Annotated in this window: 11 protein-coding genes; 5 read left to right on the top strand and 6 right to left on the bottom strand. The window is 73.9% G+C overall.

The window, feature by feature from the left end:
* The first annotated feature begins 37 nt into the window (after window positions 1-37).
* Together ACTEI_RS32825 and ACTEI_RS32820 are read left to right on the top strand one after the other, a co-directional pair.
* Window positions 38-3,841 (top strand): ATP-dependent helicase, encoded by a 3,804-nt coding sequence (locus ACTEI_RS32825; RefSeq protein WP_164466216.1) that lies wholly within the window; start codon window positions 38-40, stop codon window positions 3,839-3,841.
* Entirely contained in the window at window positions 3,838-7,326 is a 3,489-nt protein-coding gene (locus ACTEI_RS32820) for an ATP-dependent helicase (protein WP_122981183.1), read from the top strand. The genes ACTEI_RS32825 and ACTEI_RS32820 overlap by 4 nt, the downstream gene beginning before the upstream one ends.
* Here the strand turns inward: ACTEI_RS32820 and ACTEI_RS32815 are convergent.
* Entirely contained in the window at window positions 7,298-7,732 is a 435-nt protein-coding gene (locus ACTEI_RS32815; protein WP_239082136.1) for a pilus assembly protein CpaE, read from the bottom strand. The two genes, ACTEI_RS32820 and ACTEI_RS32815, sit on opposite strands and share 29 nt — an antisense overlap.
* A 269-nt stretch (window positions 7,733-8,001) precedes the next feature.
* On the opposite strand from ACTEI_RS32815, the gene cspE reads away from it, so the two are divergent.
* The gene (gene cspE, locus ACTEI_RS32810; RefSeq protein ID WP_030442529.1) at window positions 8,002-8,205 is read left to right on the top strand and encodes a transcription antiterminator/RNA stability regulator CspE; all 204 of its coding nucleotides are present in this window, start codon (window positions 8,002-8,004) and stop codon (window positions 8,203-8,205) included.
* Between the two features lie 591 nt (window positions 8,206-8,796).
* Here the strand turns inward: cspE and ACTEI_RS32805 are convergent.
* Window positions 8,797-9,513: a lysophospholipid acyltransferase family protein gene (locus ACTEI_RS32805; RefSeq protein WP_122981181.1), complete on the bottom strand. Its 717-nt coding sequence runs from the start codon at window positions 9,511-9,513 to the stop codon at window positions 8,797-8,799.
* A gap of 117 nt (window positions 9,514-9,630) precedes the next feature.
* Between ACTEI_RS32805 and ACTEI_RS32800 the strand changes: the two genes are divergently transcribed.
* The gene (locus tag ACTEI_RS32800) at window positions 9,631-10,521 is read left to right on the top strand and encodes a hypothetical protein (protein ID WP_122981180.1); all 891 of its coding nucleotides are present in this window, start codon (window positions 9,631-9,633) and stop codon (window positions 10,519-10,521) included.
* Between the two features lie 26 nt (window positions 10,522-10,547).
* Here ACTEI_RS32800 and ACTEI_RS32795 read toward each other — a convergent pair whose 3' ends face one another.
* Genes ACTEI_RS32795 through ACTEI_RS32780 form a run of 4 tightly spaced genes read right to left on the bottom strand, consistent with a single transcriptional unit; the run spans window position 10,548 to window position 13,809 of the window.
* A complete protein-coding gene (locus ACTEI_RS32795) occupies window positions 10,548-11,507 on the bottom strand; it encodes an ABC transporter permease (RefSeq protein WP_122981179.1) in 960 nt (319 codons plus the stop codon).
* A complete protein-coding gene (locus ACTEI_RS32790; protein WP_122981178.1) occupies window positions 11,497-12,273 on the bottom strand; it encodes an ABC transporter ATP-binding protein in 777 nt (258 codons plus the stop codon). The genes ACTEI_RS32795 and ACTEI_RS32790 overlap by 11 nt, the downstream gene beginning before the upstream one ends.
* Before the next feature lie 27 nt (window positions 12,274-12,300).
* Window positions 12,301-13,383: an ABC transporter substrate-binding protein gene (locus tag ACTEI_RS32785; RefSeq protein WP_122981177.1), complete on the bottom strand. Its 1,083-nt coding sequence runs from the start codon at window positions 13,381-13,383 to the stop codon at window positions 12,301-12,303.
* Between the two features lie 12 nt (window positions 13,384-13,395).
* Window positions 13,396-13,809 carry an RrF2 family transcriptional regulator gene (locus tag ACTEI_RS32780; RefSeq protein WP_122981176.1) on the bottom strand — a complete coding sequence of 138 codons (414 nt, stop codon included), beginning with the start codon at window positions 13,807-13,809 and terminating at the stop codon, window positions 13,396-13,398.
* A 178-nt stretch (window positions 13,810-13,987) separates the two neighbouring features.
* Between ACTEI_RS32780 and ACTEI_RS32775 the strand changes: the two genes are divergently transcribed.
* Window positions 13,988-15,295, top strand: a complete 1,308-nt coding sequence (locus ACTEI_RS32775; RefSeq protein ID WP_122981175.1) for a M16 family metallopeptidase — start codon at window positions 13,988-13,990, stop codon at window positions 15,293-15,295.
* The last annotated feature ends 45 nt before the right edge of the window (window positions 15,296-15,340 follow it).

Below are 15,340 nucleotides of genomic sequence, written 5' to 3'. Positions count from 1 at the left end.
CGGGGAAACGTCGTACCGGCGTGCTCTTATTGATGCCGTGAGCACGCCGGTCCCCCCGTCCCCGGTGCGCCGGCCCGACTACCGCCTGGTCCGGCGTCCCCGCCCGGTCGCGCCCGAGCTGCGCGCCGATCCCGTGCAGGCCCGGGTGGCCGCGCACACCAGCGGCCCGCTGCTCGTCGTCGGTGGCCCCGGCACCGGCAAGACCACCGTGCTGGTCGAGGCGGTCGCCGCCCGGATCGCCGAGGGCGTCGACCCGGAGCGGATCCTGGTGCTCACCTTCGGCCGCCGCGGCGCGGCGTCGCTGCGTGACCGGATCGAGGCGCGGATCGCCGGGGACGCCGGGCGGATCGTGCACGAGCCGCTGGTGCGGACCTTCCATGCGTACGCTTTCGGCCTGCTCCGCCGTGCCGCCGCCGAGCGCGGCGAGCCCGCCCCGCGGCTGCTCACCGGCCCGGAACAGGACCTGATCATCCGGGAGCTGCTGGCCGTGGTGGAGGACCCGGACGCCGCCGACACCATCGGGTGGCCGGAGCAGCTGCGGCCGGCCCTGCCCACCCGGGCCTTCGCGCAGCAGCTGCGCGACCTGATGCAGCGTGCCGCCGAGCGGGGCGTCGGCCCGATCGAGCTCGCCCGGCTCGGCGCGGACCTGGGCCGCGACGACTGGTCGGCGGCCGCCCGCTTCCTCCGGGAGTACGTCGAGGTGCTGGCCCTGCGCGACGCCACCACCCGCGGCTCGGTCGCCTACGACCCGGCCGAGCTGGTGCGGGCCGCCTCCGGACTGCTCGCCGACGAGCCGGACCTGCTGGCCGCGGAGCGCCGTCGCCTCGCCTTCGTCTTCGTCGACGAGCTCGCCGAGACCGACCCGGCCCAGGTGGACCTGCTTGCCCAGGTCGCCGGCGGCGGCAAGCCCCTGGTCGCGTTCGCCGACCCGGATTCGTCGATCTTCGGGTTCCGGGGCGCCGCGCCGGAAGTGGTCGCCGACTTCCCGGCCCGGTTCCGCACCGCGGCCGGTGCTCCGGCCCACACGGTGATCCTGCACACCAACTACCGGGCCGCGCCGTCGCTGCTCACCGCGACCTCCCGGGTGGCCCGCCGGATGCGCGGCCCGATCGGGCACCGCCCGATGGTCCCGCCTCCCGAGCCCGGCCCGGAACCCGCCGCCGACCCGGCGGTTGCCGGGTCGTCCGGCCCGGTCGCGGTCCGATCGGCTGATCCGGCTGACGCCGCGCCGGTGGTTGCCGGGTCGTCCGGTCCGGTCGCGGTGCGGTCGTCGGGTCCGGCTGACGCCGCGCCGGCCGGGCCGGTGGCCGAGGCGGTCGTGCGGACGTTCCGGTCGCCCGCCGCGGAGACCGCCTTCATCGCGCACGCGCTGCGCGAGGCCCACCTGCTCCACGGGATCCCCTGGTCGCGGATGGCGGTGGTGATGCGCTCCGCCACCCTGCAGCAGCCCTCGGTGCAGCGGGCCCTGGTCGCGGCCGGCGTGCCCACCGTGATCCACGCCGAGGACCTGCCGCTGCACCTGCAGCCCGCGGTCGCGCCGTTCCTGCTCCTGCTGCGCTGCTCGCTGGACCCGGAGGTGCTCGACGAGGAGGCCGCGGTGGCGCTGCTGCACTCGCCGCTGGGTGGCGCCGACCCGCTCGCCGAACGGCGGCTGCGCCAGGGACTGCGCGCGCTGGCGCTGGCCGCGGGGGACCGGCGCCCGTCCGGCGAGCTGCTGGTCGACGCGGTTCGCGACCCGGCCGGCCTGGACATGGTGGAACGCCGCTGGGCTCGCCCGGCACAGACCATCGCCCGGTTGCTCACCGTTGCCCGGACGGCCGCCGCCGAGCCCGGCGCCTCGGTCGAGGACGTGCTGTGGACGGTCTGGCGGGCCAGCGGGCTCGCCGACCGGTGGTACGCGATGAGCACCGGCGAGCTGCGCGTCACCGACCCGGCGCAGGCCGCCCGGGCCCGGCAGTGGCGGGCCGAGGCCGCCGACCGTGATCTGGACGCCATGGTGGTGCTCTTCGACGCCGCCGCCCGCTTCGTCGACCGGCTGCCCGGCGCCGGCGTCGGGGTGTTTCTCGACCACGTGCTGGGCCAGGACCTGCCCGCCGACACGATCGCGCCGAGCGCCGACCGGGGTGACGCGGTCCGGCTGCTCACCGCGCACGCGGCGAAGGGCCTGGAGTGGGACGTCGTGGTGCTGGCCGGGGTGCAGGAGGGCATCTGGCCCGATCTACGCCTGCGCGGCAGCCTGCTCGGGTCGGAGCGGCTGGTCGACGCGGTCGCCGGGCGGCCCGCGTCCGGCTCGGCGGCGGTGGTCGCCGAGACCTCCGCGCTGCTCGACGAGGAGCGGCGGCTGTTCTACGTGGCCGCCACCCGCGCCCGTCGCCGTCTGGTGGCCACCGCGGTGGCCGCGGTGGGCACCGGCGGTTCGGCGATCGAGGAGCAGCCCAGCCGCTTCCTGAGCGAGCTGGCCGCGGCCGGCGTGGAGCCGCCGGGCCCCGGCGCCGACCCGGGTGCCGACGCGCCACCACCACCCGAGCCGCCGGTCCCGGACGACGCCGGCCCGTCGGATGAGCCGCCGGTCCCGGACGACGCCGGCCCGTCGGATGAGCCGCCGGTCCCGGGCGACCCCGGCCCGTCCGGCGACCTGTCGCTGCCCGGCGACACCGCTTTCGGCGCGGAAGGTGACAGCGAGCCGGCCGAACCCACCCGCGAGGAGGCGGGGCACGGCAACGAAGTCGGCCACGCCCAGGAAGCGGACCAGGACCGGGAGGCGGACCAGGACCGGGAGGCGGACCAGGACCGGGAGGCGGACCACGACACGGCGCCCGGGCCGGGGACCGAGGCCGGGCACGACGTCGAGATCCCGGTCGGCCGCGCCCCCCGGGCGCTGACCCTCCCCGCCCTGGTCGCCGAGCTGCGTACCGTCGTGGTGTCGGCGGGCGAGACACCCAGCCGCCGCCGCGCCGCCGCGGCCGAGCTCGCCCGCCTCGCGTCCGCCGGAGTGCCCGGCGCCCATCCGGACGAGTGGTGGGGCCTGCGCCCGCTCTCCGACGACCGCCCCCTGGTCGACGCGGGCGACCCGGTCAAGGTCACCCCGTCGGCGATGGAGAGTGCCCTCCGCTGCAGCCTGCGCTGGCTGCTGGAACGCCACGGCGGCGCGCCACCGGCCGGTCCCGCGCAGGGCATCGGCAACCTGGTGCACGCGGCGGCGATGCTGGCCGAGGACGCGCACGCCGACCGGGAGAAGCTGGTCGAGTACGTCTCGGCCCGCTTCGACACGATCGAGCTGGCGGCCCGCTGGATGGCCGGCTCGGAGCAGGAACGCGCCCAGGCCATGGTGGACAAGCTGCTGCGCTGGCTGGCGGCGAACCCGCGCCGGCTGCTGGCGATCGAGCACGAGTTCACCGTCCGGCTGGAGGACGAGAACCGGCCGATCCAGCTGACCGGCCGGGTGGACCGGCTGGAGGTGGACGAGGCCGGCCGGCTCGTGGTGATCGACTTGAAGACCGGCAAGTCGACCGCGGTCGCCGCCGACGTCGCGGAGAACCCGCAGCTGGCCGGCTACCAGGCGGCGGTCGACGCGGGCGCCTTCGCCGACTACGGCACCGACAGCGGCGGCGCCGCGCTGGTGCAGCTGGGCCTGGGACGGGAGGCCCGCGAGCAGATGCAGGTGCCGATCACCGAGGCGAACGACCCGCAGTGGGCGTACGCGATGGTCCGCCGCACCGCCGAGACGATGGCCGCCGCGACGTTCTCCGCGGTGGCGAACAGCCGCTGCCGGGTCTGCCCGGTACGCACGAGTTGCCCGATCTCCGGTAAGGGCAGGCAAGTGGTGGAACCCCCGAAATGACGAGGAAGCACGCCGACGCCGGCCCCCGCTACACCCCGGCCGAGCTGGCCCGCCTGCTGCGCCTGCCACCGCCCACCGACGAACAGGCCGCGATCATCGCCCACCCGGTGAAACCGCTGCTGGTGGTCGCCGGCGCCGGGTCCGGCAAGACCGAGACCATGGCGTCCCGGGTGGTCTGGCTGGTGGCGAACGGCTACGCGCACCCGGGGGAGATCCTCGGCCTGACCTTCACCCGCAAGGCGGCCGGCGAGCTGGCCCAGCGGGTCCGCACCCGGCTCGGGCAGCTGGCCCGCCGGCTGGGCGGGCGGGACGACGCGCTGGCCGGCGAGGCCACCATCGCCACCTATCACTCGTACGCCGCCCGGGTGGTCACCGAGCACGGCCTGCGCGGCGGTTTCGAGCCGTCCGCCCGGCTGCTCACCGAGGCGGCGCGCTGGCAGATCGTGGACTCCCTGGTCCGGGCGTACACCGGGGAGATGACCGGGCTGAACCGCGCGCCGGGCACGGTCACCGATGACGTGCTGGCGCTCTCCGCCGAGCTGGCCGAGCACCTGTTGACCCCGGACGACCTGGCCGCCTGGACCGGCCGCTTCTTCGCCGAGGTGCAGTCCTTCCCGGGCCGGATGTACTCCGACGTCTCCGAGATGCTGCGCCGCCAGCAGCACCGGCTCACCCTGCTGCCCCTGGTCCGCCTCTACCAGCAGCGCAAACTCGACCTGGAGGCGATGGACTTCGGCGACCAGATGGCCCGGGCCGCGCTGGTGGCCCGGGATCATCCGCAGGTCGGGCAGATCGAGCGAGGCCGGTACCGCGTGGTCCTGCTGGACGAGTACCAGGACACCAGCCACGCCCAGGTCACCATGCTGAACAACCTGTTCGGCGGCGGCCACCCGGTCACCGCGGTGGGCGACCCGTGCCAGTCGATCTACGGCTGGCGGGGCGCGTCGGCGGGCACGCTGGAACGCTTCCCGGACGAGTTCCCGGACGCCGAGGGCCACCCGGCCTGGGTGCACAGCCTGACCCGGAGCTGGCGCAACCGCCCGGAGATCCTCAAGGTGGCGAACGCCGTGTCCGCGCCGCTGCGGGCCCGGGTGGGCGTGCTGAAACCGGCGGCCCGGGTGGCCGAGGCGGTCGGTGGCCGCACCGTCTCCTGCGCGCTGCTCCGGACGTACGCCGAGGAGGCGGCCTGGATCGCCGACTCGATGCTGACCGCCTGGCGGCTGGCCGCCGGGATGCCGAAGGCCCTGGCCGAGGAGATCCCGCTGGAGCGCCGTCCGACCAGCGCGGTGCTGGTTCGGGTGCGCAGCCAGATCCCGGTGATCGAGGAGGCGTTGCGGGCCCGTGGCCTGCCGGTCGAGGTGGTCGGCCTGGGCGGGTTGCTGGACACCCCGGAGGTCCGGGACGTGGTGTGCACGCTGCGGGTGCTCGCCGACCCGACCGACGGCGCCTCGCTGCTGCGGCTGCTCACCGGGGCGCGCTGGCGGATCGGCCCGCGTGATCTAGTCGCCCTGCACCGGCGCGCCCGGGCGATCGCCGCGGCGCGGGCGGCGCACGCCGGTGCGGGCGGGACGCCGGACGAGGTGACGGCGGACCGGCTGGACGACGCCACCCTGGTCGAGGCGATGGCCGATCTGGGCAGCCCGCACCAGTACTCGGTGCAGGGTTTCGCCCGGCTGGCCGCGTACAGCCGGGAGCTGGCCGCCCTCCGGCAGCGCCTGGACCAGCCGCTGCCGGACCTGCTCGCGGACATCGAGCGGACCATCGGACTGGACGTGGAGGTGGCGGTCCGCGGCTGGGCGGCCGGTGACGCCGGTCTGGCCCGCGCCCACCTGGACGCGCTGGGCGAGGCCGCCACCCGCTACGGCAACGAGAACGAGACCGGCACGCTCGCCGGTTTCCTGGCCTTCCTGGCCGCCGCCGAGTCCGAGGAGCGCGGGCTCGAACCGGGCCAGGTGGACGTGGTGGAGGGCGCCGTGCAGATCCTCACCGCGCACGCCGCGAAGGGCCTGGAGTGGGACGTGGTGTCGGTCGCCGGTCTGAGCCGTGGCGTGTGGCCGGGCCTGGCCCGCGGCTCCGACCACTATCTGGGCGGCCTCGGGGTGCTGCCGTTCCCGCTGCGTGGCGACGCGTCCGGGCTGCCGCGGCTGGATCTGGACGAGGCTCTGGAGCAGAAGGACGTGGCCGCCGCGCTGGCCGATTTCGGCCGGGCCTGGCGGGAGCACGACGAGCGGGAGGAGCGCCGCCTGGCGTACGTCGCGGTGACCCGCCCCCGCCGCCTGCTGCTCTGCTCCGGGTACTGGTGGGGTGACGGTGTGAAGCGCCCGCGCGGCCCGTCGGTCTTCCTCGACGAGGTGCGCGCGGTGTGCGCGGCGGGCGCCGGGGTGGTGGCGGTCTGGGCGCCCGAGCCGGCGCCGGGGGAGACCAACCCGAGCGAGGAGGCGGTGGCCACCGCCGAGTGGCCGGCCGATCCGCTCGGCCTGCGCCGCCCGGCGATGGCGGTGGCCGCCGACCTGATCCGCCGCATGATCGCCGATCCGGACGCCTCCGCGGCGGAGGCCTTCGCCGATCTCGCGGCGGCCGATCCGGTGGTCGCGGCCCGCGCCGGCCTGGCGGCCGACCTCGCCGGGCTGGCCGGCCCGGGTGCCGCGCCGATTCCCGCCGAGCAACCATTCCCGGTACGCCCGGAGCCGCCCGACCGTGCCCACGCCCCCGCCGAGACGGCACCGGCGCCGGACCGCGCGGCGCTGCTCGCCGCCGCATCGGCCGCGGACCGGGTGACCGCGGAGGTGGACCCGGACGTGGCGCGCTGGCGTCGCGAGGCCCGGCTGCTGCTCGCCGAGCGGGCGGAACGCACCCGCCGGGACGGCCCGATCGAGGTCGCGCTGCCCCCGCACCTGTCCGTGTCGCAGCTGGTCGTGCTGCGCCGCGACCCGCAGGCCCTGGCCCGCTCGTTGCGCCGCCCGCTGCCGCAGCGCCCGGCCCCGCACGCGCGCCGGGGCACCGCCTTCCACCTCTGGCTGGAGCAGCGGTTCGGCGCGGCCCGGCTGCTCGACATCGACGAGCTGCCCGGCGCCGCGGACGACCACGCGGCCGGGGACGAGGAGCTGGCCGCGTTGCAGGAGGCGTTCCTGACCGGGGAGTGGGCCGATCGCAGCCCGGTCGACGTGGAGGTCCCGTTCGCCACCACGATCGGCGGGGTGGTGGTGCGCGGCCGGATGGACGCCGTCTTCGCCGACCCGGGCGGCCGTTTCGACGTCATCGACTGGAAGACCGGCCGCCGCCCGACCGGCGCCGAGGCCGAGGCCGCCGCGGTGCAGCTGTCCGCGTACCGGCTCGCCTGGGCCACGCTGGCCGGCGTCCCGGTCAACCGGGTCCGGGCCGGGTTCCACTACGTCCGGGAGCAGGTCACCGTCCGTCCCACGGATCTGATGGACGCCGCCGCGCTGGCCGCTCTGATCACGGAGATCCCGGAGGAGGAGCGGTGATCGCGGCGCCCCGGGGTGGCGGGGTGGCCGGGGTGGCGCCGGCCGCGGCGAGCAGGTGCAGCAGGGCGGTGGCGTACGCCTCCTCGGCGCTGGGCGCGGCCGCGGTCGCCGGGAAGGTCAGCGTGTCGCCGAGCAGCTCGACGCGCACACGGTAGCCGGCGGGGTCGCGTCGCAGCTCGCGGAACGTCCCGCCGAGGAGTTCCCGCAACTGATCCTCGCGGGGCAGCCAGACGGTCTCATCGATCTCCACGTCGTCGAGGGCCCACTCGGTCGTACCGTTGAATCCGATGATCTGCCCTTCCGGCCGGTCGTGAACCTGAACCGTCATGTTGCTCAGCACGAACACCTCCTCGTCGAGATCCCGGTCCGGTATCGCGAACCGGTCGCCGAGCCTGGGCTTCCACACCAGTCCGGCGGTTCTGAGGCGCCACGCCATTTGTACGCCAAGCACGTCCCGGCCCCTCTCGTCGTGCTACGCTCGCGAGCGTTGTCAGTTTGGTTCCCAAGTACTCAGGAGCGCCTGTGGGGAAGTCTGCCCCAGGCGCTCTTTGTCGTAACCCGGGTTTCTCCGGTACGGGCGATCAGTACGGCGACACGAGCCCCGCAGAACGCGGGTCTTACCACCTCGTTTCCGTCCATGATGGGCGGGAACGATCGACCGTCTAGGAGACGAGCATGGTTACCGGCGTTGTGAAGTGGTTCAACGCGGACAAGGGCTTCGGGTTCATCACCCCTGACGACGGCGGCGCCGACGTCTTCGCCCACTTCTCCGCGATCCAGATGTCGGGCTACCGCAGCCTGGAGGAGAACCAGCGGGTTGAGTTCGAGGTGACCCAGGGCCAGAAGGGCCCGCAGGCCGCGAACATCCGCGCGGTCTGATCACTGGCCGCCACCTGGCGGCCAGTGACAGCGCGTGAAATCGGCGCCGCGCCCGGATGGGCGCGGCGCCGATGTCGTCTCCGCTCCCGGGTGTTTGCGGTGCTCCGGGGGCGATGTTGTTCCCGTTCCCGGGTGTTTGCGGTGCTCCGGGGGCGATGTTGTTCCCGTTCCCGGGTGTTTGCGGTGCTCCGGGGGCGATGTTGTTCCCGTTCCCGGGTGTTTGCGGTGCTCCGGGGGCGATGTTGTTCCCGCTCCCCGGTGTCTGCGGCGCTCGCGGAGCGACGTTGTTCCCGCCCGTGGACGCCCGCTGCACTCCGGGCCTCCGGGGCCGCCGAACAGCGAAGGCCCCGGGCGCACCCGGAGCCTTCCTCCACCTGCCTGCCTACCGGAACCGCGGCTGCCGCGGCTGCCTGCCGGACCGCGACTGCGGTGGCTGTCTGCCGGACCGCGACCACGGCGTCTGCCTAGCGGACCGGGCTAGCGGACCGGGCTAGCGGACCGGGGGGCGCGGCGTCTGCCTGCCGGACAGGACGCGTCGCGTCTCCCGCCGGACCGTGGGCGTGAGCCCGGGCCCGGATGTGGCGCCGGTGGTCAGACCGCGGCCGCGGGCCGGGGCAGCGGCGCGGTGCCGCCGAGGTGCGCCGGCAGCCACCAGCGGTCGTCGTCGCCCGTGGGCTTCTCCGGGTACGCCCGCTGCACCGCGTCGAGCAGCGTGGTGAGTCGCTGCTTGAGGGCCGCCGTGAGGGCCTCCGGCGTGGCGCCCTCCGGCATCTGGACGGCCTCGCCGATCTTGATGAGGACCGGGACGTGCCGCTTGGTGAGCTCCTTCTTGCGGCCCTTGGTCCACAGCCGGTGCGGACCCCAGACAGCCATCGGGATCAGCGGCACCCGGGCCTCCTGCGCCATCCGCGCCGCGCCGGTCTTGAGCTCCTTGATGGTGAACGACTCGCTGATCGTCGCCTCCGGGAAGACGCCGACCACCTCCCCGTTCTGTAGCGCGGTGGTGGCCTCGCGGAACGCCGCGGTGCCGGCGCGCCGGTCGACCGGGATGTGCCGCATACCGCGCATCAGCGGGCCGCTGACCCGGTGGTCGAACACGGATTTCTTCGCCATGAACCGGACCAGGCGGCGTGCCGGCTGGGCGCCCAGGCCGCAGAAGATGAAGTCCAGGTAGCTCGAGTGGTTGCTCGCCAGAACCGCCCCGCCCGCGCGCGGGATGTTCTCGCCGCCCTCGACCTCGATCTTCAGGTCGAGCACCCGGAACATCGTCTTGGCCAACGCCACTACCGGGGGATACACCAGTTCCATGACAGCACGGTAGCGGACATCTCTGGGAAACAACTGGGACGGGTGGACTTTGTCCGGGTGTGTTCCGGCCCTACGTCGGCGCGACGCTTCCCGGCGGTGTGGTGTTCACTGGAGGCCATGTCCGAGCCGCAGTCCCAGGGTGTCGCCCGGCCGGGGCCGGGCGGGGCGTGGTCGTCGGGCACGGTCACGTCGTCCGGCGTACCCCCGCTGGTGCCACCGCCGCCATCACCGCCGCCGGCGGCGCCGCCGCCGACCGGTCCGCAGCGGCGCCGGCGGCAGTTGATGATCTTCGGTGGGGTGGCCGGTCTGATCCTGGCCGGCGGCCTGGTGGCGCTGCTGGTGGTGGCGTTCGGCGGCGCCGGGGACCCGTTCCGGGACCGGGCGTCCGCGCCCACCGACGTCCGGCCGCCGCTGGCCCAGGCCTGTCCGGCCCCGGCGGTGTCGCCGGGCGGCGGCGCCACGGGTACGCCCACCGCGCCGCCGCCGGCTGCCGGCGCCCGCACCGTCGACCGCGACGCCGGCATCTCCTACCGCCGGTACGGCGCGCCCTGGCAGGCCTGGAACGAGGTGTGGCGGGCCGGCACCCTGCAGGTGCCCTACCGGGTCGGCCAGCACTTCGTGACCGAGGTCTACAGCGGCGGGGAGTACCACGCCTCGATCCTGTCCGCGGCGGTCCCGGCGGCCGACAACGACGCCGTCTCGCTGGACCTGGAGTGTGTGGGCCGGCAGGTCGCGGCGGACGTGCGCGCCGAGTACTACCCGCAACCGAACACCATGGAGCCGCTCCGCGACGAGCTCACCACCCTGGGCGGGCGCCCGGCCTGGGTGAGCCAGTTCCGGCTTCGCTTCGAGGCGGCCGGGCTGACCGCCACCGAGGAGCTGTCCGCGGTGGCGATCATCGACGTGGGCCGGCCCACGGCGGCCGTGCTGTACGTCTCCGTGCCCGGCACCCACAAGCAGTTCGACTACGTGGTCGAGGACGTCCTGGAGTCGGTCCGGGTGCTCTGAGCGGGGCCGGTGGACGCCCGCGCCGGTCAGCTGCCGGTCAGCCCCCAGCGCCGGCGCAGCGCGTTGTCGGCGAGGTTGAACAGCTGGTCGATCAGGATGCCGATGACCAGGACCACCAGGATGTAGCTGATCACCAGCGGGGTGTCCGCCAGGTCCCGGGCGTTCTGCATCCGTACCCCGATCGACACCGTGCCGGGCACGATGACCAGCAGCTCGCCGGCCATCAGGCTGCGCCAGGAGAACGCCCAGCCCTGCTTGAGCCCGGAGACGAAGCTCGGCAGCGACGCCGGCAGGATCAGGTGCCGGTACCGGGACAGGCCGGTCATGCCCATCACCTGACCGACCCGCAGCCAGGTCCGGGGCACGTAGTCGATGCCGCTGATCAGGCCGTTGGCCACCGACGGCGCGGCGCCGATGACCACCACGAACATGATCGCCTGCTCGCCGAGCTGGAACAGCAGGATGGCGAGCGGGAACCACATGATCGACGGCATCGTCTGCAGGCCGGTGATCAACGAGCCGATGGCGGCCCGCAGCGGGGCGAACCGGGACACCGCCGCGCCGATCACCGTGCCGATCGCCACCGCCAGCGCGAACCCGGTGACCGCCCGGGTCATGGTCAGGCGCACGCCGTCCCAGAAGTCCGCCGTGGTGACCAGGTCCCCGAGCTGCGGGAAGACCTCGAACGGGGAGGGGAAGACGTAGGCCGGCTTCCACTCGCTCAGGTAGGCCAGCTCCCAGGCCGCGAGCACGATGACGACGGCCAGCAGCTTCGGCCAGGCGCTCCTCCACAGGCGCAGGGCGGGGTTGCCCTTCTCCCGCCTGGGGGCCAGCTCCAGGGCGTCCAGGCCGCTGACCTCGTCGGAGCTCGGCGTCCCGGCCTTCCGCGGCTCCGGGCCGAGGCCGGCCGTCTCCGGCGCGAGCAGGCCCTCCAGGCCGGCGCGGGCACCCGCGTACTTCGTCGGTGCGGGGGGTTCAGTTGGCATGACGGGCGACCTCCGCGCGGAGCCGGTCGGTGATCTCGCCGGCCTGGCCGGAGACCTCGGAGGAGTCGATGCGCCGGGGGCGCGGGTGCTTGATCGGGTAGTCCTCGATCACCCGGCCGGGCCGGCTGCTCAGCAGGATCACCCGGTCCCCGAGGCGGACCGCCTCCCGTACGTTGTGCGTCACGAACAGCACGGTGAGGTCCTGCTCGCGCCAGATCCGCTCCAGCTCGTCGTGCAGGATGTCGCGGGTCATCGCGTCGAGCGCGCCGAACGGCTCGTCCATCAGCAGCACGTCGGCGTTCTGGGCGAGCGCCCGGGCCAGCGCGACCCGCTGCCGCATCCCGCCGGACAGCTCGTGCGGCCGCTTCTCGCCGAAGCCGCCCAGCCGGACGATCTCCAGCAGCTCGGCCGCCCGCCTGCGGCGCTCGGCCTTGCCGACGCCCTGCAGCCGCAGCGGCAGCTCGACGTTGCCGGACACCGACAGCCAGGGGAAGAGGGCGGCCTCCTGGAACATCAGCGCCACCTTGCGGCCGCCGGTGTCCAGCGTCCCGCCGCTGATCCGGTCCAGCCCGGCGACCAGCGAGAGCAATGTGCTCTTGCCACAGCCGGAGGCGCCGAGCAGGCAGACGAACTCGCCCTGCCGGACGTCCAGCGACACCCGGTCGAGGGCGAGCAGGGCATCGCTGCCCGAACCGTATGTCTTGGAGACGTTCTCGATCCGCACGACCGATGCGGTACGAACACTGGTGGTGTCGAGGATGCTCATGCTCTCGCTCGCCCTCCCGTCGATGGGTCAGGATGCCGCGGCGTCGCTGACCTCGGGCTGCCCGGCCGCCTTGAGCAGCTCGTTCAGCGGGCCCAGGTCGTAGATGCCTTTGAGGTCGACCTTCGCCAGGAGGCCGACGTCCTGCGCGTGCTGCGCGCTGGTGTACAGCGAGGACGCGATCGGGTCGTTGGTGAACTTCAGGTTCTTGAACGAGGCGGCCAGGATCTCGTCCTTGAGCGCCTTGCCGGTCAGCGACTCCAGATGGGCGTTCGCCGCCTTCTGCGCGTCGGCGTCGTGCCCGGTGATGTAGTCGACCGCGGCGATGTGGCCCTGCAGCAGCTTCGTGACCGTGCCGGGGTACTGCTTGAGGAACTTCTGGCTGACGATCAGGTGCGTGGTGACGAACTGCTGGTTCGGCCACAGCGTCTTCTCGTCGACCAGCAGCTTGCCCTTGGACTCCAGCAGCATCTTGCTGAGGCTCGGCTCGGGCACCCACGCGCCGTCGATCGCGCCCTGGGCGAAGGCCTGCACCGCGGTCGCGTTGTCCTGCGGCAGGATCGAGACGTCGCCGCCGCCGTTGGTGTCGGCGTTCAGCCCGTTCTGCTTGAGGTAGGCGCGCAGCGCGACGTCCTGGGTGTTGCCCAGCTGCGGGGTCGCGATCTTCTTGCCCTTGAGGTCCGCGACGCTGTTGATGCCCGGCTTGACGACCAGGCCGGCGCCACCGGAGGTGCTGCCCGCGATGATCTTCAGCGCGCTGCCCTTGGACTTGATCCAGCCGTTGATCGCCGGGTTCGGGCCGATGTAGGTGGCGTCGATCGCGTCGGACAGCAACGCCTCCAGCGCGGCCGGGCCGGCGTTGAAGGTCTGGGTCTTCAGCTCGGTGCCGCTCAGGGCGTTCTTGTAGAGGTCCTTCTGCACGCCGACCAGGGCCGGGGCGTGGGTGATGTTCGGGAAGTAACCCAGCCGGACGGACTTCGCCTCGGCGGCGGCGCCGGCCGGCGTGTCGGCCTTGGCGCCGGTGTCGTCGTCGGATCCGCAGGCGGCCAGCGCGGTCGTCGCCGCGAGCGCGGCGGTGGCAAGGGCGAGCGCACGTACGGCGCGGGAGCTCATGCTCACTTACTCCTAGTTCTGCTTTATTGAGGTGGTGGAGAGTTCGGCCAGGGTCCGGTGGTCGACCACGCCCTCGATGGCCGCCTCGACGGCGATCCACACGTCGTGCAGCGCGGTCGCCGCCCCGTGATAGGTCGCGGTCGCGGTGGGGAGGCCGCGGACCGTGGTCAGCGCGCCGCCGACGGCGCGTACCACGTCGCCGACGGTGATCTCCTCGGCCGCGCGGGCCAGGGCGTACCCGCCGTCCACGCCGCGGTGGCTGTGCAGCAGCCCGGCGCGGCGCAGATCGAGCAGGATGCCCTGCAGGAAGCTGAGCGGGATGTCCTGCGCGGCGGCCAGGCCGGCGGCCTTGACCAGGCGCGGATGCGCCGCGGTGACGGCGAGCATGGCGCGGACCGCGTAGTCCGTGCGTGCCGAGACGTACACGGCGGAGCTCCCTCCCAGCGGATCAAACTTCGCTTAATCTATCTGTTGGATGGGAATAGTGGAACAGATAGGTTTAGTGCGTCAAGCGTCCGACCGCATGACGGGACCGGAACCCCCTTCCCCGTACGCCGCCACACGTCGGCCCACGGGTGGTCACGCGGCGCGCTAATGTCACCTGGTGGCGTCCAGAATCCAGATTCCCGCGACGAAATACCCGGTCGAGCGGTTCACCCTCGCCAACGGTCTGCGCGTGGTCCTCTCGCCGGATCGCAGCGCCCCGGTCGTCGGCGTGGCCGTCGTCTACGACGTGGGCATCCGCAGCGAGCCGGAGGGCCGGACCGGCTTCGCCCACCTCTTCGAACACCTGATGTTCCAGGGCTCGGCGAACCTGGAGAAGCTCGCCCACTTCCGGCACGTGCAGGGGGCCGGCGGCAGCTTCAACGGCTCCACCCACCTGGACTACACGGACTACTTCGAGGTGCTGCCCTCCGGCGCGCTGGAGCGGGCGCTCTTCCTCGAGGCCGACCGGATGCGCGGCCCCCGGCTCACCGAGGAGAACCTGCGCAACCAGGTCGACGTGGTCAAGGAGGAGATCCGGGTCAACGTGCTGAACCGGCCGTACGGCGGGTTCCCGTGGCTGCGGCTGCCCCCGGTGATGTTCCGCACCTTCCCGAACGCCCACGACGGCTACGGGTCCTTCGCGGATCTGGAGAGCGCCACCGTCGAGGACGCGCAGGGCTTCTTCGACCGCTACTACGCCTGCGGCAACGCGGTGCTCTCGGTGGCCGGCGACTTCGACGTGGCCGAGGCGACCGCGCTGATCGAGCGGCACTTCGGGGACGTGCCGGCCCGCCCGGCCCCGGTGCTGCCCGACTTCGCCGAGCCGGATCTGGACGGCGAGCGGCGGGAGTCGTACACCGATCGCATCGCCCCGCTGCCCGCGGTCGCCGCCGGCTACCGCGTGCCCGACCCGATCGCCGCCTTCGACGCGTACCTGCCCTTCGCGGTGCTGGCCGAGGTGCTCACCGACGGCGACGCCGCCCGCCTGGTGGAACGCCTGGTGCAGCGGGACCGCTCGGTCACCAACATCGGCGGCTACCTCGGCTTCATGGGCGACGAGTACCAGGTCCGCAACCCGACGGCGCTGCTGCTGCAGGCGCACATGCCGCCCGGCGGGGACGCCGGCAAGGTGCTGCGCACCGTCGACGAGGAGCTGGACCGCCTGGTCGCCGACGGCCTCAAGCCGGGCGAGCTGGAGCGCACCCAGGCCCGGATGGGCGCCCGGCTGCTGCAGGGCACCGACGAGGTGCTCGGCCGGGCCCTGCCGATGGCCGTGCTGGAGCTGCAGCGTGGCCGCCCGCAGTTGCTCAACGAGCTGCCCAAGCTGATCAGTGAGGTGACCGCGGAGCAGATCGTCGCGGCCGCGGCCACCCTGCGGCCGGAGCGCCGCGCAGCAGTCGAAGTGATCCCCGGAGCGGCGGCATGACCCTCCGCGCCCAGCGGCGCCGCGCCGCGCCGCCGCCCGGCCTCG

Source organism: Actinoplanes teichomyceticus ATCC 31121, from assembly GCF_003711105.1.
In the GTDB taxonomy this organism is placed as follows: domain Bacteria; phylum Actinomycetota; class Actinomycetes; order Mycobacteriales; family Micromonosporaceae; genus Actinoplanes; species Actinoplanes teichomyceticus.
Note: the sequence above shows the minus strand (reverse complement) of the source record. Positions and strands in the feature narration are given on the sequence as shown.

Excerpts from the sequence above, each read along its gene's own strand:
- ACTEI_RS32820 (WP_122981183.1), top strand. The coding sequence starts at position 3,838 with ATGACGAGGAAGCACGCCGACGCCGGCCCCCGCTACACCCCGGCCGAG.
- cspE (WP_030442529.1), top strand. The coding sequence starts at position 8,002 with ATGGTTACCGGCGTTGTGAAGTGGTTCAACGCGGACAAGGGCTTCGGG.
- ACTEI_RS32805 (WP_122981181.1), bottom strand. The coding sequence starts at position 9,513 with ATGGAACTGGTGTATCCCCCGGTAGTGGCGTTGGCCAAGACGATGTTC.
- ACTEI_RS32800 (WP_122981180.1), top strand. The coding sequence starts at position 9,631 with ATGTCCGAGCCGCAGTCCCAGGGTGTCGCCCGGCCGGGGCCGGGCGGG.
- ACTEI_RS32795 (WP_122981179.1), bottom strand. The coding sequence starts at position 11,507 with ATGCCAACTGAACCCCCCGCACCGACGAAGTACGCGGGTGCCCGCGCC.
- ACTEI_RS32790 (WP_122981178.1), bottom strand. The coding sequence starts at position 12,273 with ATGAGCATCCTCGACACCACCAGTGTTCGTACCGCATCGGTCGTGCGG.
- ACTEI_RS32785 (WP_122981177.1), bottom strand. The coding sequence starts at position 13,383 with ATGAGCTCCCGCGCCGTACGTGCGCTCGCCCTTGCCACCGCCGCGCTC.